The sequence below is a fragment of the Natrialba taiwanensis DSM 12281 genome (assembly GCF_000337595.1).
Taxonomy (GTDB): Archaea; Halobacteriota; Halobacteria; order Halobacteriales; family Natrialbaceae; genus Natrialba; species Natrialba taiwanensis.
Window position 1 is genome coordinate 168,366 of sequence record NZ_AOIL01000067.1, and the last position, 20,864, is coordinate 189,229.

The window sequence follows — 20,864 nt, forward strand, 5'->3', positions numbered from 1 at the left end:
TACGGACTGCTGTCAGTCATTTTTGGAGCGACCGGGAGCCGTCCTGCGGTCGCTCCGGGAAACAGTGACAGCAATCCGTATGGGTCGGGTCGTTAGCTGCCGTTCGATCCTTCCGTTCCGTCGACGCCCATCGCATCGAACAGCGTTCGCTTGACCGCTTCCTCGGTCAACTCGAGCAGCGTATCTCGCGTGTCCTCCGAAATTTCGATGCCGGTAAAGATGCCGAGCGGGATCTCCGCACTGGCCTGGGTCGAGTGGCCGGCGGTCTCACCCATCTCGCCATAGGCGTCGTCTAACACCTTGCCGATGTTGATCCGGATGTCCTTCGAACGGCCCGCGAGGAAGATCGTCTCGTCGGCGATGCCGAAGACGGCCGTCGTGGTGACGCCCTCGAGATCCAGCAGGTGACTCGCTGCCTGCGTCAGTGCCTCACGGTCGCGGACGAGACCGGCGTTAGAGACGAGGTGACTCCCCTGGACATCGCGGTTGGTGATCGCCTCGGCGAGCACGTCCAGCGTCTCCGGGGACATCGACGGTGATTCGACCTGTTCGAGGGTGTCGTGATTGGCAAACGGATAGAGATAGGCCGCAGCGGTGAGATCGGCGGGGGTTGTGTCGCGTTTGAAATCCAGCGTCTCCGCGCGGATGCCGTAGAGCAAGGCCGTTGCGACCTCCTCGGAGACGTTCATATCGAACTCCTGGATGTACTTCGTCATGATCGTCGAGGTCGAAGACATGTTCGGCCGGATGTCGACGAACTCGGGCTCGAACTCCTGTTCGGCCTCGCGGTGGTCGATCACGGCATCGACGGAGAGATCGAGTGCGGTCGAGGTTTCGCGGTCGACCAGCGCGACGGTGTCGTAGACCGAGTGGTCCTCGATTTCGTCCCACTGGACGAGGTCGATGCCGAGGAGATTGACGAACGCGCGGTTTTCCTGATGGCCGACGTCGCCCAGGTAGATGATATCGGATTCGACGCCGAGATGACTGGCGATCGCCTGTAATGCCGCGGCGCTCGCGATGGAGTCCGGATCGGGGCTGTCCTGGGTGATGATTCCGAGCCGCGTGCCGGTTTCTTCGACGAGTTGGGCGAGTTTGCCCGCGTTGTACTCGAGTTCACCAGACTCGAGGGCGCGGAGTGCGGATTCGGCGATGACGGAGGAGGGATTGATGACGATGTCAGCGCCGAGGTCGGCGAGTTCGTCGCCGGAGACGGGATCGCTCGCGCGGGCGACGAGGAACTGGTTGTCGTTGTTGGCGCGGATGTGTTCGACGGCCTGTTTGTTCGATTCGACGTTGGAAGCGAGGATGAGGACGACGTCGCGATCGGCGACGAGGTCGGCGGCTTCGGGTTCGCGGATGTCGGCGGTACGTGCGTCTAAGTCCTGATCACGGAGGGATTCGACGCGGCTTTCGTCGCGGTCGATGATCAGAACGTCCTTGCCCTGTTCGACAAGTTCTTCTGCGACGGCATACCCGACGCTCCCGCAGCCTAAGATAGCGTAGTCAGAGATCGATGAAATGGTTACCCCCGTACTCATGTGAACGTGTGGTCGGACCGACCGCACTTAACCTTCCCGAAGAGCGTGACGTTATGATACAATGGATAGTTCTCAGATCGTGAGTTGGTGTTATCTATAGCATTTTAGTAGGTTTTGTGACTCTGGCGTATGCGCGTTTCTGGGTTGGTTTCTGGCACAGATTAGAGACGGTGGCGCTCGTGTGAGTGGAGACGTGACGATGGGCACTACCGAGCGATACGGTGTGTGATGTGCGTGGGCCCCTCTGTCATAACGGTCCTCAAGGGAAACGTATTTTACCGGCCGAGAAAAAGTCGGGGGTGAAGGGCCGGTAGCTCAGTCCGGCAGAGCGTCTGACTCTTAATCAGACGGTCGCGTGTTCAAATCGCGCCCGGCCCGCTTTTGCTCCGAGCAATCACACGAGGAGCGAAGCGACTATCGTGATTTGAATCGCAGGGAGGTCGCGCGCAGCGGAGCGAGCACGTCCGACCGTGTGTTCAAATCGCGCCCGGCCCGCTTTTGTGACGACCAGTTTCGTGAGGAGTAACGTGGCCAGAGCGATTTGACGTAGACGAGTCGCAGCCGGTGAACAAGCGGAGCGAACGAACCACGTTGATAGTCCGGTGCACACTATTCCGCATCGCGCTCAACACACCACCAGCGACACGCAAGAATATAGCTCTGCTGTCGCCAATCACTTCGAGTTCAAAAAATCGAGTGAATTGTCAGTCGAGTTTCGAAGGCTGGTTACCGGTCGTCTCGAACGCCGGCGGGGAACTCGTTGCCCGATAACTGCACGGCATCGGAGTCGCTCGTGATGCGAAGCGAGTTGGCGTTCGCGATCGGTTGGGCGGCGGAGTTTTCGATCGTCACGTCGGCCGCGCCGTTGACGACGATCGGGGTGTCACGTGTTTCGAACTCGCTGTCGGAGATGGTGTAGTTCTCGCCGCGGAGTTCGATGCCGCGCCGTTTGGTGTCGCCGGGTTGGTCGATGTCGAGTCCGGTGAACTGGCAATTGTGGCGCTGACAGAAGATTGCGTGCCGAAGCGTGGTCCCGGGTGCATCACCGGTGACGCGGACGTTCGACAGGTCGACGCCGCCGCCGTCCTCGCCGAGGATGCGAACGGCATTTGCGCTCCCGGCCATGTCGACGGTGACGTTTTCGATGGTCGTCGGCCCGTTGCCGGAATCGAGTCGGATCCCGTTTGCGGGTTGTGCACCGACGCTGATATCGGTGTTCGAAATGGTTGTTTCGTCGACGTCGCTCATGACTCTGATGGCGTCGCCGTTTGGTTCCGGGACGGCGATCGTCGCGTCTTCGATGGTAAATCGATCGCCGCCGTCGAGTCGAATCGCGTGTTGGCCCGCCGAGCCGTGCGGGTCGTCGTCGACGACGACCGTTGCGCCACTGACCGCGGCGGTCGAGCCGTTGAGCCGGATCGAGGCAGTCCCGCTGTTCCGGTAGTAGCCGCCACTGATGCCGACTCGTCCCGTCTGGTTCGAGGAGTACAATCCGTTATCCGGGAAGCCGCCCAGAATACAGTTCTCAAACACGAGCGTCCCGCGGTGGTTCCCGTTGACGTGGATGCCGGTTGCGCCACGCCACATGTTGCCCTCGTTCGGCGTCTCGTCGACGTGGACGGCACCGTCAGGCGCCTGGAAACAGTTGACGATCCCCTCGCCATCGGGGTCGAGCACGTTGAACAGACCGGGACCCCAGGTTCCGCTATCGTGGACGCCGTCTATCCTCACGTTCCGAACGATAAGGCCATCCTCGACCTCCGCGTTGATGACGCGAATACCCGTCTCCGATGCGGTCTGGTCGACGTCGAACCCTTCGAACCGAAGATCGTTGCCGGGTACCTCGTGCGTACCCAGTCGGAACAGCCGGTATTGTGGACCGTCGAACTCGTGATAGTTTGCCGGAACGAGTGTCGCGTCCTCCCCCACGAAGCCGACGTTTTCGAAGCCGGTGAACCGGAGCTGTTCGTCCATGTAGTATCGCCCTTCGGGGAACTCGAGGAGCGTATCGTCTCCAACGTGCTCTCGAAGGACGGGCGTGATTGATTCGTTTCCGTCGGGGTCTGCACCGGCTTCGACGACGTCGATGACGGTGTCGTACTGACTCCGTACATCGTCGTCGGCCGCTGCTACCGAGCCGACGCTGGCAAGCGAGGCCACCGACCCGGCCGCAACGAGACTGCCTTTCAGATACGATCGTCGACTGAACTGCTGACTGCGTCCGTCGTTTGAAGTCACGTCCTCCCTTCCGGAGGTTGGGGTATTACGTATATTCTGCGTAAATTTTCTATTAATCACCCGAGTATTCGAACGACGATTGACCGTTCGTCAACAGCGACGATGGCTTGCGATTTTGCGGGTCGCTCGCGTTCGGTTTCGCCGTTCAAAACAACGTGACTGTCTCCGCTGCTGTGGTGAGCGAAACAGTTGTGTTTCCAGAACGGTTTTGGCGCGCTGCAGGCCATCGTTTTTCACGCTGATTTCGGCGTAACTGACTCTAATGCAGTTTTATATACCACTAACGGTGACTGTCAAGATTGTCATTGCTAATATCTTTGGATGAGGGGTTATTGCGCTCCTTATCCTACGATTGAACCGAATCCATGACATCGATCGCAGACATCGAGTTCACGGCTGACGGGACCGGATTGGGCGACCTCTTCGAGGCCGTTCCCTCACTGACCTGCGAGATGGAGAGTGTGATCGCCTCGCAAGGGCACGGGCTCTGGCTCTCGGGCCCCTCCCAGGAGATGGTCGACGACGCATTGGCGGCCTCGTCCGCGATCGATGAGTACTCGCTGATCAACAGCGACGACGACCGCTGGCTGTACGACATCGAGTTCACACCGGAAACGGTCAACGTTTTCGAGCTGGTTATCGAGGAGGGCGGGACCGTACTGAGCGCCTCCGCATCGAACGGCACCTGGCTGTTGAGCGTTCGCGTTCTCGAACGGGATCACGTGAGTTCGCTCTATGATCGGCTCACCGAAGACGACATCTCGCCGACGATCGTTCGCCTGTTCGATCTGGAGTCCGAGAGCAACTCCCAGTGTGGGCTGACTGCTCGACAGTACGAGACGCTAGTAGCTGCGATCGATCACGGTTACTTCGAGATTCCGCGGGAGGTATCGATGCAAGAATTGTCGGAAGAACTCGATATCTCTCACCAGGCGCTGTCCGAGCGATTGCGTCGGGCCTATCGAGCGCTCGTCACGTCGGAACTCAACGTCACCGAGGATGCACCGATCACCGAACCGATGCCCTCCGACTGACGGACTGACGATGCAGGTGGAACCGTCGTCGAGGAGCGGGCTGGAACATCACCATTAATAGTTGTCCGTCTGTCTATCCGGTATGGATATCGACAGCGATGGCGGCGTCCTGACAATCACTTTTGATCGGCCCGAGATCCGCAATGCGATATCTCGCGAGACAGCAACGACGCTGGCGGAGACGATCGCCGACGCCACTCCCGACGACTACCACGCGATCGTTATCACCGGCGAAGGCGATGCCTTCAGCGCCGGCGGCGATATCGAGGCGATGGCGACGGAGCCCGACCCGCCGCGTGAGGCCTACGAAGATCTCACGAACTCGTTCGGCCGCGTCGTCGAAGCCATGCTCGAGTGTCCAGTTCCGATCGTCGCGAAAGTGTCCGGCGACGCGGTCGGTGCTGGCCTCGCGGTCGTCGCTCTCTCGGATATCGCCTACGCCGCCGCGGAGGCGACCTTCTCCTGTGCGTTCGTCCGCGTCGGCCTCATTCCGGATACCGGCGGCACCTTCATGCTCCCGCACCTGATCGGCCTGCGCGCCGCGAAAAAACTCGCGTTCACCGGCGAGTTCATCGACGCCGAGCGCGCTGCAGACCTCGACCTGATCAACGAAGCGGTTCCTGCGAGTGAACTCGACGGGCGAGTGGCCGAAACCGTCGAGCGACTCGGCCGACGACCGACGGATGTGATCGGCATAACGAAACAGGCGCTACACGAGAATCTGGGCCGTCAGTGGTCCGAGGCGTTAGATTATGAGAATCTGCTCCAGGGACACGCTCGTGCGACCGATTCCCACGAAGAAGGTGTTGCTGCGTTCCTCGAGGGTCGTGATCCGGAGTTCAACGAGTAGGCTCTAGATTACGATCGATAGAGAGACACTATTCTCACGGTTTCTACTGTCCAGGGGGACTATTGATATGGTATGGGCACGCAAGCCAGCGCAAGCAGCACCGTCTTGGTCGTGTTTGACAGACATTTGAGTGCAATGTCTCCACAATTTACGGACGACGACGTCGGCAAGAGCGTCATTAACGCCGAAGGCGACGAGGTCGGTATCATCGCCGACGTCGACCACGGCACCGCGCACGTCGAACCGGATCCCGGGATCACGGATACCATCAAGGCAAAACTCGGGTGGGGTGGAACGGACGATGCGTATCCGCTGCAGGAGAGTTCAGTCGCGGATGTCACAGCGGACGAAGTCCACTTGCAGAGTGATCTGTCCGGAACAGGGGCTGGTATGAGTAGTGACACAGCCGCTGGGGCCGGCACCGGTGCCGGCTCGAGTCGAACGCGCGATACCGGGATGGATACGGACACCGGGAGGGGTACCGATACGGAAGGACGGACGGAGACGACGCGCGAGGATCGCGAAGACGATAGTGGACTGATGGACGACGATGACGAACTGATCGGCGATAGTGACGACGATAGCGGCTTAATGGACGATGACGACGATGATAGCGGGCTGATGAACGATGACGATGACGACCGTCGTAACGACACGGGATAACCCATCGTCCTCACCCAGCCAGTGAATCAGTTCTCCAGCCAGCAACGATTTCTCACCCGACGCGACACCAGTTGCCGATCACTTCGGCTCGCCGTGTGACACGCCGTCGCGTTCGTCCGCTCGCCGCCGCCGCAGTGCTGCCCGTGCGTTCGAAGCCTCGTATCCAAAGAGGACGCTCTCGCCGTAGTGTTCTGCCACTTCGAGTGCGCGGATCAGGTTCTCGACCTCGACGTTGACCGCGTACAACTCGATACTGAACGGCGTCTCGAGTTCACTTTCGAACCCCTTCGCGATCGTCTCGAGCCAGTAGGTCGTCTCGTAGGCCATATCGTACAGCGGCACGACGAACTCGTCGACGTAGTCTTCGAGGGCCGCGAGGTCGAGGCCGGCCCGCTCGTAGAGGTGGCCCGGATACGGGTCAGGGTAGAGCGTCAGATAGACCCGTCCCGGAATTCGATCGGCGGCGTCCGCGACGAACTCGGTGATGACGCTCGCACGCCACTCGTTTCGCTCCTCGTACTCGCTCTCTGCAAACGCCTGCTCACAGACGCCACAGCGACAGTATTCGGGACGAGGAAACCCAACGTCGTCGAGTCTCACGTCCTCGTTCGCCTCGACGCAATCGTCGATGATTTCGAACAGCCCCTCGCGATAGTCCTCGCGCGAGGGACAGATGTAAGCCCAGTCGAAGTACCGGCGATCCCTGGTTGCGGGACGGCCCATGTCGTCGACCGGAACGAGCGACGGATCGGCGTCTGCGGCCGCGTTGTCGCCAAAACAGGAGACCATGTTCACCCCGTCCGCGATCGGCTCTGCGGACCGGCCGGTCACGTCCTTGACCTCGTAGAAGCCGCGGTCGAACTCCGGCCACTGGACCTCTTCAGCGTTGCGGGTGACGACGCCGTACATAGCTCACGGTACGACGCCGTCCCCGTAAGCCGTTCGGATCGGGGTGATCGTATTCGTATTCGTAGTCGTATCCACACCCGGACGCCTCCGTGTACTCATCCTCAGCGTCGTAGTCGTACGAGTATGACTATGAGTATGAGTACGCGAACCGACCCGATAACTCGCGAGCGGGTCAACTGTGAACTCGTGTGCGTTCTGTGCGGGTGTCAGAACGATGTCTCGGGTCGGTTCGGTCGTTTCTGAGACGGTGCAGGGTTCGTTCTTACTCGGCTGGCTCGTATTCGATTTCCTCGGTGTCGATCTCCGACGAGCTGGTGAAGACGACCTTCCAGAGGACGGCGATAACGACCAGGGCAAGCAGGACTTTAACCGTACGTGACATATCCACCTAGAGTTTCGGTCGGCACCTATTTAGCTATTCTGGATAGTCCTCTCGATTCGAAAATCCACACGTTCGACACCGGCGTGGGGTGTCGATAGCGCCGCCGATTGACGGGACTGGTGGGCCAGCCGTTCCGGTCAGGCTGTATCGATCAGCGCTGCGATCTCCTCTCGGACGATCGTCTCACAGTACGCACAGCGAACGCCGCCCGGGAGTACCTCGAACCGTGATGTCACGGGTTCGTCGCCGGTCGTGATGCAGTCTGCGTTCGGACACGACAACACACCTTCGACGTACTCGGGGCGCTCGACGCGATGCTTTTCGACCACCTCGTAGTCACGAACGATGTTGATCGTTGCGTCGGGCGCGATCAGCGAGAGGACGTCGACTTCGTCTTGACTCAACTCTCGACCTTCGACCTTGACGATGTCTTTGCGCGCGAATCGATTCGACGGGACGTTCATCCCGACGGAAACTTCCTCGCCATTGGTCCCGTCGATACCGAGAATCGCGAGGACGTTAAGCGCCTGGCCGCCGCGAACGTGATCGATGACGGTGCCGTCCTGAATCTTGCTTACCCGAAGTTCGTGTGCCGCGTTGTCGTCGTGGTGGTCGTGATCGTCACTCATCGGCCTCACCTCCGTCACCATTCGCGGCGTCATCCGTCGCTGTCGCTGCCCCTGTCCCTGTTCCGTGATCGCGCAAGAACAGATCGAGCAACGCCATCCGTACCGGAACGGCATTGTGTGCCTGTTCGAAGTACGCCGCGTAGTCGGTATCGTCGATCTCGGGGGCGATTTCGTCGACGCGCGGAAGCGGGTGCATAACCGTCAGCTCGTCGCTTGCAGCCTCGAGCGTCTCGATGTCGATCTGGTACTCACCCGCGACCTTCTGGTACTCGTCTTCGTCCGGAAATCGCTCCCGCTGAATTCGAGTCACATAGAGCACGTCGAGCGAGGAGAGGACCGGTTCGAGTGTCTCGTGTTCGCGGATCTGCGTGTCTTCTCCCTGCTGGTGGAGGTCGTAGACAACCTCACGAGGGAGTTGTAGGCTCTCAGGGCTGATGAAGTGCTGGCGCGTCTCGAAGTTAGTCAGTGCGTAGGCCAGCGAGTGGACGGTTCGACCGTACTTCAGGTCACCCATAATACCGATAGTCAAGTCGTCGAGTCCCGCGTTCTCCTGAATTGTATAGAGGTCGAGCAGTGTCTGGGTCGGATGGTGACCCGCGCCGTCGCCGGCGTTCAGGAGAGGGACGTCGACGAACTCGCTCGCCATCGCCGCGGCTCCCTGTTTCGGATGACGCAGAACGAGCGCGTCGGTGTAGCCCTCGATGACCCGAACCGTGTCGGCGAGCGTTTCGCCCTTTTTGACGCTCGAGGATTCGACGGACCCCATGTCGACGACATCGCCTCCGAGCCGTTTCATTGCGGTTTCGAAGCTCATCTTCGTGCGCGTACTCGGCTCGAAAAAGAGGAGTCCAAGCAGCGCGTTCGCGTGGCGATCGGCGACCGCCTCCGGATCGGCGTCGATTTCGGCCGCCCGGTCGAGGACGGTCTCGATGTCCGCCCGCGAGAGTTGTTTGCTCGTGATGAGGTGATCGTGGCGCATTCGTTCGTGTTGGCTCCTCCATTCCCCTTGAATCCCCCCATTCCGACCGGCGTTGTGACTCGTCAGTCCGCCCCGCAGTACTCCAAAGGCAAAGAATTATACAGGAACTACAGAAAGACACCACAACCGTATGGTAGATCGGCTGGAAACCGGGATCGACGTGCTGGACCGAAAACTCGATGGCGGACTCCCCCCGGGCTGTCTCGTCGCGTACACCGCTGCCCCAGCCAGCCAATCGGAACTCCTGCTCTACGAGCTCACCGCCGCGCGCGGAACCCTGTATCTCTCGACCGAACGCTCCGAGGAAACCGTCCGTCACGCCGTTGAGAGTTCACCCTCCGATGTCGGCAACCCGACGATCAGACACGTTTCCAGCGACACACCGATCGAGGAGACCATGCAACTCATCGGCGCGCTCCCCGACGGCGCAAACCTCATCATCGACACGATGAACGTCCTCGAACGAACGGACACAGACGAGTTCATCTCGTTTCTCGACGACCTCAAAACGCAGATGCTCGACAAGAACGGGATTGCCGTTCTTCACTGTCTCCGAGGCGATGTGCCCGCGAATCGAACCCGGACCTACCACGCCGTCGACGCCGTGTTCGATCTCCAGACGGCGGTGTCCGGCGCTGAACTCGAGAACCATCTGACGATTCCGAAGTTCCGCGGTGGCGGGCAGCCGACGAAGGCGATCAAACTCGAGTTGGTCGAGGAGGTTGCCATCGATACAAGTCGGGATATCGCGTAAGGCCGCGCCATACTTCTCGACTCCGCGGCGGGTGATCCGCACCTTTCACCGAGTCACTTCTGCCCCGTCGTAAACGGCGTGATGGCTGCTGTCTGCTCCGCGACCATCGCCGTCCGGAGAATGTACGAAAAGAGCAGTGCAAGTGGTAATCCTCCGATTGCGACGGCACTCGGGAAGACGACGAGTCGAACCTGGGATCCGAAGGGCAGGCCCGTCGGTCCCGTCAGTGAGAACAGCACTGCGATCGCGACCCCAATCGCAGGAACGCCGGCGTAGAACAGGTATCGGGAGAGTCGCGAGAGTTCGACCTGCAGATAGACGGACTTCAGATACTGGCGGGTGATATCCATCTCTCGCAGCCTGTTTCGAAGGTCCTCGAACGCCGTATCGATGGCCGGGGGCAGATCGCTACCAGCCGTTCGCCGGGCTCGTTCGAGGCGGTAGATCTCGCGTGCAAAGTTGCTCTCGATCGTCGTTGAGAGGGCGTCGAAGATTCCGGTATCGGATTTGTCGATATGCTGTTCGATTCGGTCGAGTGCGATCGTGAGATCGTCGGTTACGTCGCTGATTTCGTCGCGAACGTCCTCCGAGAGTACGTCTGACTTGGTGGCGGCATCATCGAGTCGAACTGTCTCCTGACGGGCGCTCTCGACGACGAGTCGCAGAAAGCCAGCTGGAACGGCTGGTGCAGCCGTATCCGCGACTTCTTCGACCTCTTGGCGGAAGTCGACCGTTTCCTCGATCTGTGACGTAAGTTCGCCGGGAGATTGGAGTTCTCGAGACAGCAGCAACTGGTTAATCGAGACGACGACGGTAATGAGCGTCATATTGCCCGCAATAAGGCCGCTGAATACGTAGAACAGTGGTTGCGTATTCGAAAGCAGTGCAACGTGGGTGAGCGAGAGAAACAGAGAGGCGACGCCGAACGTGATTGCGATGCCGGCAGCGATCACGAAGCGATTACCGTCGAGCAGAAACCAACGAGTGATCGATCTCGATTCGGGCTGGGATGGAGAGCCCTCGTCGCTCGTCAGATCGACCATTGCAGGACGACCAATACGAGTTCACGGGCGAAAAAGGAATCCCGTGCACAGTCGTGTACTGGAGTCGTCAGTCCGGTCCTCAGTCTGATTCTGCCAAAATGTGGCTCTCTACAGAATGAGTGACGGGTTTGAGAGACGGATGCGTCTCAGTTGCCGTGGATAACTGGCCGGAACGCTGCTGAGAACGACTGGCTACCGGCTTACTCTTCGTCTGCTGCGCCTTCGAGTTCGTCGACGATTTCGTCGGCGTCGACGTCGGCGTCTTCGAGTGCGTCCTCGATGTCGCCGCCGCCCATACCGCCGCCCATGCCGCCCATCATGCCGGGCATGCCCATGCCGCCCATGCCGTCGATGACTTCCTGGACGATGACGCGGTCGACACCGATCTGGTCGATGATGTCCTGGCCGATCTGCTGTTTGCCCATCATCCACTGCTGGTTCATCGTCATCTGGGGCGTCGCTTCGAGGTACAGCGTCTCCTTCTCGACGAGTTCGGTTTCGAACTCGGGTTCGGCGTCTTCATCGTCTTCCTCTTCGTCCTCATCGGGTTCGACGGGGACTTCCTCTTCGACTTCGTCGGTCTCGATCCAGAGTTCGGGTTCGAGGCCGAGGTACATCTCGAACAGGCCGGCGGCCTGCTGTTCGCGATCGTCGACTTCGTCGAGGATTTCGTACTCGTACTCGACGTCTTCGCCGGCGAGCGGGTGGTTGAAGTCAACGCGTGCGCGGCCGCCGATGATCGTGCTGATGTAGCCCTGCTGGCCGTCGACCTGGACGTTCGCACCGGGGTAGCGGTCGTCCTCGTCGATCTTCTCCGCACTGACGGTTTCGACGTTGTCCGGGTCGTACTCGCCGAAGGCGTCTTCGGCGTCGATCGTCACGGTACCGGAGTCGCCAGGCTCGCTGCCGACGAGTGCGTCCTCGACGCCCTCGAAGATGTGGCCCTCGCCGATGACGATCGTGCGCGGTTTGAACTCCTGATTCTGGTCTGCGACACCCTCCTCTTCGGCGATATCCGGATCGGTCGTGTCGACCAGTTGGTCACCGTCGGTGGTGTATGCAGTGTACTCAAGTTCGACGAAGTCGCCGTTCTGAAGCCCGTCGGCTTCGTCAGCGTCTCCGTCGGCTTCCGCTTCGACGTCATCGGCCTGCTCATCGAGCTCGGCCTCCTGTTCCTCAGTCATACGTGGTACGTCCCGCCGTCGACATTTAAGTACGACGCTTTGGCTTGAGAACGACGAACGGTTTCGGTTGACGACCACTCCGCCCGAGTGCCCAGAGCGACCGATACTTACTGCCGCCGCCCGTTCGCCCACCTACGAACATGTATGAGGTCGAAGTGAAGGTGCCCGCCGAACTCGACCGCGTCCGGGCGCGACTCGAGGATGCACCGCTCGAGGTAACGTCGCAGGGGGCTGTCGTTCAAACAGACACGTATTACGACGCACCGCACCGATCGTTTCCCGAGACGGACGAGGCGCTTCGGATCCGGAGCGAACACCACCAGTCCGGCCCGGTCGAACCGAGCGAGGCGGCCGAATCCGACGCCGACCCGCACGCGCACGACGACACCGCCCACGAGACCCGCGTCACCTACAAAGGCCCGCTCGTCGACGAGGAATCGAAGACCCGCGAAGAGGTCGAAACCACCGTCGGCGACGCCGAGACGTTCGACGCCGTGCTGACGAATCTCGGCTTCGAGGCCGCCGCAACGGTTCGCAAGGAACGCGAGCGATACACGGTCGCGCCCGCGGATGGTGCGGCGGACGAGTTCGAGTTCACCGTCACGCTCGACGCCGTCGACGACGTGGGCGAGTACATCGAAGTCGAAACTGAACTCGCGGACGAGCGTGCGCTCGAGTCTGCCCGGAGCGGCGCGTACAACGTCCTTCGCGCACTTGAACTCGATCCGGACGACCAGATTCGGACCTCGTACCTGGGGTTGCTGCTCGAGTCGTGAGCGTGCGGTCGCCGAGAGCGAGGACACCCGGATAACTCCCGGGTATTTTCCGGCGCAGCACTGTTTCCGCAAGTTATAGAAACTCGCTCCGTTTAGTGCCGGCAATGAGCGAGCGGAACATCCGGGTCGAGCCGATCGACCGGCAGGCCGTCGAGGATCAGGAGGTCGAAATCGTCGAGCGAAAGGGGATCGGACACCCGGACTCTATCTGTGATGGGGTGGCTGAGAGCGTCGCCGGCGCGCTCGCCCGCGAATATCTCGATCGTGTGGGGGAAGTGCTTCACTTCAATACGGACGAGACGCAACTCGTCGCGGGCGAGGCAGCACCCGCGTTCGGCGGCGGCGAGGTCGTCGACCCGATCTACCTGCTGATCGTCGGCCGCGCGACCAAACACTACGAGGGACAGACGATTCCGACCGAGACGATCGCACTGCGGGCCGCACGCGAGTATCTAGAGGAGACGATCCCGCAGCTCGAATACGGCGAGGACATCGTCGTCGACGTGAAACTCGGCGAGGGAAGCGGGGATCTACAGGATGTGTTCGGCGAGGACGAGGTGCGCGTTCCGATGGCCAACGACACCAGTTTCGGTGTCGGCCACGCGCCGCTGACCGAGACGGAGCAGATCGTCTCCGAGGCCGAGTCTCGACTCAACGGCGAGTTCGCCGCGGAGAACCCCTATCTGGGCCCGGACGTGAAGATCATGGGCAAGCGGGAGGGCGACACGATCGACGTCACCGTCGCGGCGGCGATGGTCGACGAGTTCATCGCGGATATCGACGCGTACGCGGATGCCGTCGAGTCGGTCCGCGAATTCGTCGCCGAGGTTGCGGGCGAACACACTGACCGCGAGGTCAACGTCCACGTGAACACGGCCGACGACTACGAGGAGGGGTCGATCTATCTCACCGTCACCGGCACGTCGGCCGAACAGGGCGACGACGGCTCCGTCGGCCGCGGCAACCGCGCGAACGGGCTCATCACGCCCAATCGGTCGATGTCGATGGAGGCCACGAGCGGCAAGAACCCGGTCAACCACATCGGGAAGATCTACAACCTGCTTTCGACCCAGATCGCGGAGGAAGTCGTCGCCGAGGTCGACGGCATCCGCGACCTGCGCGTTCGCCTGCTCAGCCAGATCGGTCGCCCGATCGACCAGCCCCACGTCGCCGACGTGCACGTCGTCACCGCCGACGGCGTCGCCCTCGAAGACGTGGAAGACGAGATCAACGCGATCGTCGATACTGAACTCGCGAACGTCACCGAGATCACGCGCAAGGTTATCGACGGCGAACTGACGACGTTTTAGGTCTCGTTCTCGAACCTATTCAGTCGCGTTCTCGGCCGTTGATTCCGCCGAGTCCGCCGACTTCGATAGTTGGCGTACGGTCGAGCGCACCGCCACAACGCTTTCTCGCTGTTCGCGCGTCGACTCGGAGATCGTCTCGAGTTCGTCGCGGAGGCTGTTCATTTCGTCGACGGCGAGGTCGACCGTCGCGGCGATTTCCTCGCTGCCGGCGGCCTGATCGTCGATCGCGGTCGCGACTTCGCCGACGCCGGCCGCCGCGTCGTCGATCGCAGTGGCGATGTCGTCGAGTCGGGCCAGCGCGTTCTCGACGCGGTCAACGCCGTCGTCGATTCGGTCGGTTGTCGTCTCGAACTGGTCGGCCGTGGACTCGATTTCCGCCTGCACGTCCTCGATCGTCGCCTCGATCCGGCCCGCCTGTTCCTGGGTCTCTTCGGCCAGCGACTTGACCTCGCTGGCGACGATGGCGAAGCCGGCACCCTCCTCGCCGGCCTGTGCGGCCTCGATCTGGGCGTTGAGCGCCAGGATGTTCGTCTGGTCAGCGATGCCGTCGATGACGTCGACGATCTCGCCGATCTCGTCGATGCTCTCGTGGAGCGTTTCGATATCGGCCGACACGTCTTCGGCGGCGTCCGACACCGTTTCCATCGTCTCGATAGCGCCGCTTGCAGCGTCTGCGCCCTGTCACCTCGACCGAGGCGAGATACTGCTCGAGCAGTGCGCTCTCGCCCTGACTGTGGTCGGTTCGTGTCGAATCCACCGCTTCGGTACCCGTTCGTGTTTCGCGTGCCAACGGCTCGCTCATTACGCTGGACAGTCCGTCCATCGACTATAATCTCTCTGGCCATCTCCGCTCGATGCCGTCGCCGTCTGAGACCGGTTCCCACGAACTCGTCGCTCGTAACCCCCTTATGGCCCGCCTCCCTAACGAGGGGCATGCATCCGCCGGGAGCCGACACCGTCCTCGTCCGCCACGGGGACGTCAACACCAAGAGCAATACCGTCAAGCGGTACATGGAGGACCGCCTCGCCGAGAACATCGAGGCCCTCCTCGCCGACCGCTCGATCCCCGGCGAGGTCGAACGCCGGTGGAATCGCCCGCTGATCCACACCGACGAGGAGCGCGTCGACGCCGCGACCGACGCCGCGACCGACGCGTTCGGCGTCGTCTCCGGCAGCCCCGCCCTGACGGTCGACACCGCCATGGGCGAAATCTGTACGGCGCTCGCGGAAACCGCCCGCGCGTGCTACGACGGCGGCGCGTTTGCCGTCGACGCCCGCCGGGCCGACAAGAGCCTGCCCTACACGAGCGAAGAACTCGCCCGCGAGGGCGGCACCGCCATCTGGGAGGCCGTCGAGGACGAGTTCAGCCCCGAAGTCGACCTCGATAACCCCGACCTCACCTTCGGCGTCGAGGTCCGCGAAGACTTCGCGTTTATCTACCTCAAGACGGTCCCGGGGCCGGGCGGCCTGCCGCTCGGAGCCCAGGAGCCCGTCATCGCCCTGATCAGCGGCGGGATCGACTCGCCGGTCGCGGCCTACGAGCTGATGAAACGCGGGAGCCCGGTCGTCCCAGTCTACGTCGACCTCGGGGCCTACGGCGGTATCGACCACGAGGCGCGCGCGATGGAGACGGTGCGGACGCTCTCGCAGTACGCTCCGAACTTCGATATGCAGGTCTACAAGGTCCCCGGCGGCGAGACGGTCGATCACCTCGTGGAGACGATGGAACAGGGCCGGATGCTCTCGCTGCGGCGCTTTTTCTACCGGGCGGCGGAGCACCTCGCCGAGCGGGTCGACGCCCACGGCATCGTCACCGGCGAAGCCGTCGGCCAGAAGTCGAGCCAGACCCTCCAGAATCTCGGCGTCACCAGCCGCGCGACTCAGCTCCCGATCCACCGCCCGCTGCTCACCCGGGACAAACCGGAAATCGTCGCTCAAGCCCGCGAAATCGATACGTACACGCAATCGACGATCAACGCTGGCTGCAACCGCGTGGCACCCGACCGCGTCGAGACGAACGCTCGGCTCGAACCGCTGCTTGAACACGAGCCCGACGACCTCTTCGAGCGGGCCGAAGACGCGGCGAAACGCGCTGAACTCGTCGAACCCTGAGTCGAAAACAGCGTCCTCCGCGATAGAGAGATATGCTCCCTGTACGAAACGGTATCCATGAACACCGAGTTCACAGAGAAGGAGACCATTTGGGGTCGTCACTCCAATCCGAAGAGTGGCTGGAGTCGATTGGGTGCCGGATTTGTGATTATTGCCGCCCTCTACTATCGCAACTGGAGGGTGATTGGGCTCACAATTCTGTTCTTGGTGATCAATCCGGTGTTGTTCCGCGAACCCTCCGAAGAGCCGGATGACTGGATGTATGCGGTCGTGCGGGCCGAAGAACGCTGGACGAGCGACGGACATCGCCTCATCGGCCTCGGCTATCCGCAGATTCTTAATACGCTGAGCGTTCCGGTCGGGCTCTATGGCCTCTACGCTGCGTATAAGCAGAAGCCGGTTTCGACGGTGGCTTTCTCGCTCGCTTCAGCGGGACTCAACCAGTGGTGTATGAAGGAAATCATCGACCACTACCGAGAACTCGACTCTCGATAAACAGCGGTCCACAGATATCGGCCGCCTACCGCCTCTCCTTCGGGAGATCCGTATCCTGTACTCGGCACCGCTCGACAACCATCTGCGGTCACGGCGTGATCGCCTCGGCCGGTGTGACCAACTGATCGATTCGACTCGCACACCGCTAAGTCACTCGAGTTCAGCGCCGACGGCGTCCGCGACCGAGTCGAATCCGTCGCGTTCGAGGAGGTCCACGAGCCCGCGGTTGATCCGTTTCGCGGTCGAGGGGCCCTGGTAGACGAAGCCGGTGTACAACTGGACGAGCGACGCGCCGGCGCGGATCTTTCGGTAGGCGCTCGCGGCCGAATCGACGCCGCCGACGCCGATGATCGGCAGGTCGCCGTCGGTGTGGTCGGCGATCGTGCGGATGACCGCGGTCGAGCGCTCCTCGAGCGGTTTGCCGCTGAGGCCGCCCCACTCTTCGCGCCGCGGCGAGGCGAGATTCTCGCGGCCAGTCGACGTGTTCGTCGCGACGATCCCATCGAGGTCGAACGCCCGGACGATGTCGACGAGTTCGAGAATCGACTCGGCGGGTTCGTCGGGACCGACCTTCACCAGGATCGGCACGTCCGCGTCGTTTTCGGCTTCGAGCGTCTCGAAAATCTCCCGAAGATGGTCGGGGGAGGCCTCGTCGAACTCGTCGGGCGTGTTCGGACAGGAGACGTTGACGACGACGTAGTCGGCGAACGGCGAGAGGCGGTCGAAGACGCGCCGGTAGTCCTCGACGGCTTCGCGCTCCGTCGACGAGTTCATCTTGCCGATGTTCACGCCGAGTGGAAAGTCGGGCGTGCCGTCGGTCTCGAGCCGGGACTTCACCCGCTCCATCCCCTGGCCGTTGAACCCCATGCGGTTGACCATCGCCTCGTCCTCGCGCAGGCGGAACAGCCGCGGCCGGTCGTTGCCGCCCTGCGAGTATGGTGTCACGGTGCCGATTTCGACGAATCCGAAGCCGAGCGCGGCGAGCGCGTGGGTCACCTCGGCGTTCTTGTCGAAGCCGGCCGCGATCCCGACCGGGTTCGGGAACGTCGTGTCGAACAGGTCGATGCAGAGTGCGGGATGGTCGTACTGGTAGGCCGCCGCCATGGCCGCCCGCGTCGGCCGGGTGGACTGTGCCGCCCGGAGCGTCCGCTTTCCGAGACTGTGGGCCGTCTCGGCCGGAAGCCGGAACGCGAGCGGGCGAACTCGCGAGTACAGCGTCATCGACAGTCCCTCGGTGTGGCTGGTAGGTAAACGTCCCGGGACGGAGCCGCCAGGGGGCGCGTGCAGGTTCGCGCGCGGAGTCTTACTTCAGCGTGGTTCTCAGGAGTCGTCAGGGTCGCCAATGCAGTCAGCCGCCGGCCCGAACTCGGCCGCGAGTAGCTCCGGAACGTCTTCGGGTGTAACGTCCGAGTACCAGGTGTTTCGCGGCTGGATCGTGATCGCGACACCGTCCTCGCTGCACAGGCCGAGACACGAGGTCGTCCCGACGGAAACCGCCGTCCAGAACGCGTCTCGCTCGCGCAACCAGTCTTTGACCGCCACAACAGTCTCCTCGGCACCGACTGTTCCGCAACTCGCGTGTGCCGACTCGCGGGCGTTGGTACAGACGAAGACGTGCGCGTCGAGGCGTTCGCGCTGGCGCTCGGTCCGCTCGTTCATGAACGCGAACTCGTGGTGAGGTCTACCCGCCGCTCGGTGCTTGAGTGGGCTCTGGCCCGGGTCTGGAGTCGGTCGAAACAGCCGGCGACGAGCACCCAGAGTGCGGCCTGGCTGAGTGCGGTCAGTCCCCGGAACGCGGTGACGAGTTCGCCCGGGATTGCGCCGCTCTCGACGATCGTCGGTGCTGTGAGAGTCGTCACGGCCGCGAGAGCGACGATCGGGAGGGCTGCAAGACACAGTCCGAGCGGGCGGCTTCGTGTCGACCCACGGCGGTAGCCGTAGATCGCAGTTGCGGCGATGAGTGCGCCCGCGAGCATGAGTCCGCCGTAGATGGCGATGCGGATCGTCGGGGTGTACGCCTGTTCCGCGCCGGGCGTCGTCGGCGGCAGAACGAGCCACGGGGCCCCGGAGACGGCGAGAAATCCAGCGCCGGCCAGCACGTAGCCCTTGACCGACCCGCGTCCGGGGAGTGCGGGTTCGAGGAAGTAGAAGGCGAGTGCGAAGGCGGTTCCGAGCAAGATGCCCCAGAAGACGCCGCTACCGATGCTCACGACGGCAGTCGTCGTTTCGCCGACCGCGTGGGCGTGCTCGCCGGCAGCGTGGGCATGTTCGCCGGCGGTATGTGCGTGCTCGGCGGCGTGGGCGTGCTCGTGGCCGCTTTCAGCGCCGCCGGCCCCCTCGGCAAGGGCTTCCATGTACCCAACCAGCGGATTCGCGACCAACATGACGTAGAGGCCGTAGGCGATGCCCGCGATTGCACCCGCGAGCACGCCCCGTTCGAGGTAGTCGACGAGCATCAGTGACAGGTCACACCGACTGCGTGTCGGAAGTTGTGCAGTGAGTCGTGAACGAGCGGTTCTTGGACGAACAGGAGCGTAAACGCCAGTGTCGCAACGAGTGCGAAGACGAGCGCTAATTGGGCGGTCGTGTGATCGTTGCGGGCGGTCCCGATTCGATCGTGGACGGTTTCGGTCGTCTCCATGAAAGTCAATTTTGACTATTGAAAGTGAAATTGTAAACCTATCGGTCGCTCTTCGGTCGGCGTGTCCCGCCAGCTGGCGTCCGTTACCCAGTCACGAGACCGAGGCTGCCCGTCCGACATCGCGATAGCGTCGCCCGATGCGTGCTGGTAGATAACGAAATCGTTTTCCTACAGCTACCGCTTGAATCGACTAACGACGAGAGTCATGAGTATTCAACGCCGGTCACCAGGAGGGACGTGCTGTGGCGGCTGAACGAGTTCTCGTACCGCTGTCGGACACGGTGACCGTTCGACAGACGGTCGGGTACGCCGTCCGAGCCGCACTCGAGGACGCCGATGCTGTCGAGTTCCATCTCGTTGCCGCCCTCCCCTACGATGTAGCGGTCCCGGAGGGGCGCTCGCTGACCGAGGACGCCGAACAGTTGCTCACCCGCGCCGAAAACTGGGTCGAGGAAGACGTAGACGACACGGACGCGACGGTCGAAATTGAAACCGCCGTGGTCGGGACGAACGAGTATCTCTTCGGGCCACGGGACTTTGCGGAGGTATTCGAGGCGTACGCGACGAGCCACGATATCGACCGGATCGTTCTCGACCCGGAGTACCAGCCGGGACAGACGGCACAGCTAATTCAACCTCTCGAACGTGAATTCGACGCCCTCGGCCTCCCTTACGAGGAGGCACCCGTCGACCGTCCCGCCCGTCACGAACGCCTGATCGGCGGCGGGACCGAACGGTTCGACCAACTGTTTGCAACGTTCTGGATCTCCTACGGATTCTATCTCATCCTCGGCGATCCAACCTACCCATTCGACCTCGTCACCGGCGCTGCGGTCGCCGGTATCGTCTCGATTTCGCTCGCGTACGTCACCTTTACCTTTCCACTCGGCCGGCTCCGGTCGCCGCTGCGGACCGTCCGGTTCGCCCTGTACATCCCGTATCTCCTCTATGAAATCATCAAGGCGAACCTCGCCATCTCGGTCGTCATCCTCCGGCCGTCGATGCCGATCGAACCCGTCCTCACCCGGGTCAACGCACGCGTCAGGGGCGGTCTTCCACTGCTCGCGCTCGCAAACAGCATCACGCTCACTCCGGGCACGCTGACGGTTCGTGCCGACGACCAGCGACTGATCGTCCACACGCTCATCCCCGGCGCTCGAGACGACCTCTTCGACGGCGCGCTCGAACGCGCCGTCAGATTCGTCTTCCACGGCCGCTCCGGGGCGCGCATCCCCACCCCCCGAGAACGTGACGATACCGAGATCATCGGTGGTGACGACGTGTGAGCCCCGCGCTGTCTCCGGCGGCGCTTCCGACCCCCGAG

General features: G+C 62.1%; 20 protein-coding genes, 1 tRNA gene and 1 pseudogene. 10 read left to right on the forward strand and 12 right to left on the reverse strand.

Annotated features, from left to right (window positions below; all coding sequences use genetic code 11):
- Positions 1-92: 92 nt before the first annotated feature.
- Entirely contained in the window at positions 93-1,541 is a 1,449-nt protein-coding gene (locus C484_RS19205; RefSeq protein WP_006827544.1) for a DHH family phosphoesterase, read from the reverse strand.
- Between the two features lie 304 nt (positions 1,542-1,845).
- On the opposite strand from C484_RS19205, the gene C484_RS19210 reads away from it, so the two are divergent.
- Positions 1,846-1,919 (forward strand) — tRNA-Lys (locus tag C484_RS19210).
- A gap of 348 nt (positions 1,920-2,267) precedes the next feature.
- Here C484_RS19210 and C484_RS19215 read toward each other — a convergent pair.
- Positions 2,268-3,701 carry a right-handed parallel beta-helix repeat-containing protein gene (locus C484_RS19215; protein WP_006827545.1) on the reverse strand — a complete coding sequence of 478 codons (1,434 nt, stop codon included), beginning with the start codon at positions 3,699-3,701 and terminating at the stop codon, positions 2,268-2,270.
- 443 nt (positions 3,702-4,144) lie between these two features.
- On the opposite strand from C484_RS19215, the gene C484_RS19220 reads away from it, so the two are divergent.
- The 3 genes from C484_RS19220 (at position 4,145) to C484_RS19230 (ending at position 6,326) form a co-directional block, all read left to right on the forward strand.
- Entirely contained in the window at positions 4,145-4,813 is a 669-nt protein-coding gene (locus tag C484_RS19220) for a helix-turn-helix domain-containing protein (protein ID WP_006827547.1), read from the forward strand.
- A gap of 82 nt (positions 4,814-4,895) precedes the next feature.
- Positions 4,896-5,663 carry an enoyl-CoA hydratase/isomerase family protein gene (locus tag C484_RS19225; protein WP_006827548.1) on the forward strand — a complete coding sequence of 256 codons (768 nt, stop codon included), beginning with the start codon at positions 4,896-4,898 and terminating at the stop codon, positions 5,661-5,663.
- Between the two features lie 135 nt (positions 5,664-5,798).
- On the forward strand, positions 5,799-6,326 hold the full coding sequence (locus C484_RS19230) for a hypothetical protein (RefSeq protein WP_006827549.1): 528 nt from the start codon (positions 5,799-5,801) through the stop codon (positions 6,324-6,326).
- A gap of 78 nt (positions 6,327-6,404) precedes the next feature.
- Here the strand turns inward: C484_RS19230 and C484_RS19235 are convergent, their stop codons facing one another.
- The 3 genes from C484_RS19235 to pyrB form a co-directional block, all read right to left on the reverse strand.
- Complete coding sequence (locus C484_RS19235) at positions 6,405-7,235, reverse strand: hypothetical protein (RefSeq protein WP_006827550.1); 831 nt, start codon at positions 7,233-7,235, stop codon at positions 6,405-6,407.
- A gap of 519 nt (positions 7,236-7,754) precedes the next feature.
- A complete protein-coding gene (pyrI, locus tag C484_RS19240) occupies positions 7,755-8,246 on the reverse strand; it encodes an aspartate carbamoyltransferase regulatory subunit (RefSeq protein ID WP_006827551.1) in 492 nt (163 codons plus the stop codon).
- Positions 8,239-9,225: an aspartate carbamoyltransferase gene (gene pyrB / locus C484_RS19245; RefSeq protein WP_006827552.1), complete on the reverse strand. Its 987-nt coding sequence runs from the start codon at positions 9,223-9,225 to the stop codon at positions 8,239-8,241. The genes pyrI and pyrB overlap by 8 nt, the downstream gene beginning before the upstream one ends.
- A gap of 130 nt (positions 9,226-9,355) precedes the next feature.
- Between pyrB and C484_RS19250 the strand changes: the two genes are divergently transcribed.
- Positions 9,356-9,979, forward strand: coding sequence for an RAD55 family ATPase (locus C484_RS19250; RefSeq protein WP_006827553.1), 624 nt, complete (start codon positions 9,356-9,358; stop codon positions 9,977-9,979).
- A 53-nt stretch (positions 9,980-10,032) separates the two neighbouring features.
- Here C484_RS19250 and C484_RS19255 read toward each other — a convergent pair whose 3' ends face one another.
- Together C484_RS19255 and C484_RS19260 are read right to left on the reverse strand one after the other, a co-directional pair.
- Positions 10,033-11,022, reverse strand: coding sequence for a hypothetical protein (locus tag C484_RS19255; RefSeq protein WP_006827554.1), 990 nt, complete (start codon positions 11,020-11,022; stop codon positions 10,033-10,035).
- 200 nt (positions 11,023-11,222) lie between these two features.
- Positions 11,223-12,206, reverse strand: a complete 984-nt coding sequence (locus C484_RS19260) for an FKBP-type peptidyl-prolyl cis-trans isomerase (protein ID WP_006827555.1) — start codon at positions 12,204-12,206, stop codon at positions 11,223-11,225.
- A gap of 140 nt (positions 12,207-12,346) precedes the next feature.
- Here C484_RS19260 and cyaB point away from each other — a divergent pair, with 140 nt between their 5' ends.
- Both cyaB and C484_RS19270 read left to right on the forward strand, forming a co-directional pair.
- Complete coding sequence (cyaB, locus tag C484_RS19265; protein ID WP_006827556.1) at positions 12,347-12,982, forward strand: class IV adenylate cyclase; 636 nt, start codon at positions 12,347-12,349, stop codon at positions 12,980-12,982.
- Between the two features lie 104 nt (positions 12,983-13,086).
- Positions 13,087-14,292 (forward strand): methionine adenosyltransferase, encoded by a 1,206-nt coding sequence (locus C484_RS19270; RefSeq protein ID WP_006827557.1) that lies wholly within the window; start codon positions 13,087-13,089, stop codon positions 14,290-14,292.
- A gap of 15 nt (positions 14,293-14,307) precedes the next feature.
- Here C484_RS19270 and C484_RS19275 read toward each other — a convergent pair.
- Positions 14,308-14,952: pseudogene (locus tag C484_RS19275) on the reverse strand (methyl-accepting chemotaxis protein); the annotation flags it as partial.
- Between the two features lie 273 nt (positions 14,953-15,225).
- Between C484_RS19275 and C484_RS19280 the strand changes: the two are divergent.
- On the forward strand, positions 15,226-16,404 hold the full coding sequence (locus C484_RS19280; RefSeq protein ID WP_006827559.1) for a tRNA sulfurtransferase: 1,179 nt from the start codon (positions 15,226-15,228) through the stop codon (positions 16,402-16,404).
- 57 nt (positions 16,405-16,461) lie between these two features.
- Positions 16,462-16,899 (forward strand): DUF6653 family protein, encoded by a 438-nt coding sequence (locus C484_RS19285; protein ID WP_006827560.1) that lies wholly within the window; start codon positions 16,462-16,464, stop codon positions 16,897-16,899.
- 150 nt (positions 16,900-17,049) lie between these two features.
- Here C484_RS19285 and C484_RS19290 read toward each other — a convergent pair whose 3' ends face one another.
- From C484_RS19290 to C484_RS19305, 4 genes are all read right to left on the reverse strand, one after another.
- Positions 17,050-18,120: a quinone-dependent dihydroorotate dehydrogenase gene (locus C484_RS19290; protein WP_006827561.1), complete on the reverse strand. Its 1,071-nt coding sequence runs from the start codon at positions 18,118-18,120 to the stop codon at positions 17,050-17,052.
- A gap of 99 nt (positions 18,121-18,219) precedes the next feature.
- Positions 18,220-18,558: a (2Fe-2S) ferredoxin domain-containing protein gene (locus C484_RS19295; RefSeq protein WP_006827562.1), complete on the reverse strand. Its 339-nt coding sequence runs from the start codon at positions 18,556-18,558 to the stop codon at positions 18,220-18,222.
- The gene (locus tag C484_RS19300; protein WP_006827563.1) at positions 18,555-19,355 is read right to left on the reverse strand and encodes a CbtA family protein; all 801 of its coding nucleotides are present in this window, start codon (positions 19,353-19,355) and stop codon (positions 18,555-18,557) included. Before C484_RS19300 ends, C484_RS19295 begins: the two co-directional genes overlap by 4 nt.
- Entirely contained in the window at positions 19,355-19,540 is a 186-nt protein-coding gene (locus C484_RS19305) for a CbtB domain-containing protein (protein ID WP_006827564.1), read from the reverse strand. The genes C484_RS19300 and C484_RS19305 overlap by 1 nt, the downstream gene beginning before the upstream one ends.
- A gap of 242 nt (positions 19,541-19,782) precedes the next feature.
- Here C484_RS19305 and C484_RS19310 point away from each other — a divergent pair, with 242 nt between their 5' ends.
- Positions 19,783-20,826, forward strand: coding sequence for a monovalent cation/H+ antiporter subunit E (locus C484_RS19310; protein WP_006827565.1), 1,044 nt, complete (start codon positions 19,783-19,785; stop codon positions 20,824-20,826).
- The last annotated feature ends 38 nt before the right edge of the window (positions 20,827-20,864 follow it).

Bases quoted from the DNA above. Each gene is read 5' to 3' on its own strand.
- C484_RS19205 (WP_006827544.1), bottom strand. From the start codon at position 1,541: ATGAGTACGGGGGTAACCATTTCATCGATCTCTGACTACGCTATCTTA.
- C484_RS19220 (WP_006827547.1), top strand. From the start codon at position 4,145: ATGACATCGATCGCAGACATCGAGTTCACGGCTGACGGGACCGGATTG.
- C484_RS19225 (WP_006827548.1), top strand. From the start codon at position 4,896: ATGGATATCGACAGCGATGGCGGCGTCCTGACAATCACTTTTGATCGG.
- C484_RS19230 (WP_006827549.1), top strand. From the start codon at position 5,799: ATGTCTCCACAATTTACGGACGACGACGTCGGCAAGAGCGTCATTAAC.
- C484_RS19235 (WP_006827550.1), bottom strand. From the start codon at position 7,235: ATGTACGGCGTCGTCACCCGCAACGCTGAAGAGGTCCAGTGGCCGGAG.
- pyrI (WP_006827551.1), bottom strand. From the start codon at position 8,246: ATGAGTGACGATCACGACCACCACGACGACAACGCGGCACACGAACTT.
- pyrB (WP_006827552.1), bottom strand. From the start codon at position 9,225: ATGCGCCACGATCACCTCATCACGAGCAAACAACTCTCGCGGGCGGAC.
- C484_RS19250 (WP_006827553.1), top strand. From the start codon at position 9,356: ATGGTAGATCGGCTGGAAACCGGGATCGACGTGCTGGACCGAAAACTC.
- C484_RS19255 (WP_006827554.1), bottom strand. From the start codon at position 11,022: ATGGTCGATCTGACGAGCGACGAGGGCTCTCCATCCCAGCCCGAATCG.
- C484_RS19260 (WP_006827555.1), bottom strand. From the start codon at position 12,206: ATGACTGAGGAACAGGAGGCCGAGCTCGATGAGCAGGCCGATGACGTC.
- cyaB (WP_006827556.1), top strand. From the start codon at position 12,347: ATGTATGAGGTCGAAGTGAAGGTGCCCGCCGAACTCGACCGCGTCCGG.
- C484_RS19270 (WP_006827557.1), top strand. From the start codon at position 13,087: ATGAGCGAGCGGAACATCCGGGTCGAGCCGATCGACCGGCAGGCCGTC.
- C484_RS19280 (WP_006827559.1), top strand. From the start codon at position 15,226: ATGCATCCGCCGGGAGCCGACACCGTCCTCGTCCGCCACGGGGACGTC.
- C484_RS19285 (WP_006827560.1), top strand. From the start codon at position 16,462: ATGAACACCGAGTTCACAGAGAAGGAGACCATTTGGGGTCGTCACTCC.
- C484_RS19290 (WP_006827561.1), bottom strand. From the start codon at position 18,120: ATGACGCTGTACTCGCGAGTTCGCCCGCTCGCGTTCCGGCTTCCGGCC.
- C484_RS19295 (WP_006827562.1), bottom strand. From the start codon at position 18,558: ATGAACGAGCGGACCGAGCGCCAGCGCGAACGCCTCGACGCGCACGTC.
- C484_RS19300 (WP_006827563.1), bottom strand. From the start codon at position 19,355: ATGCTCGTCGACTACCTCGAACGGGGCGTGCTCGCGGGTGCAATCGCG.
- C484_RS19305 (WP_006827564.1), bottom strand. From the start codon at position 19,540: ATGGAGACGACCGAAACCGTCCACGATCGAATCGGGACCGCCCGCAAC.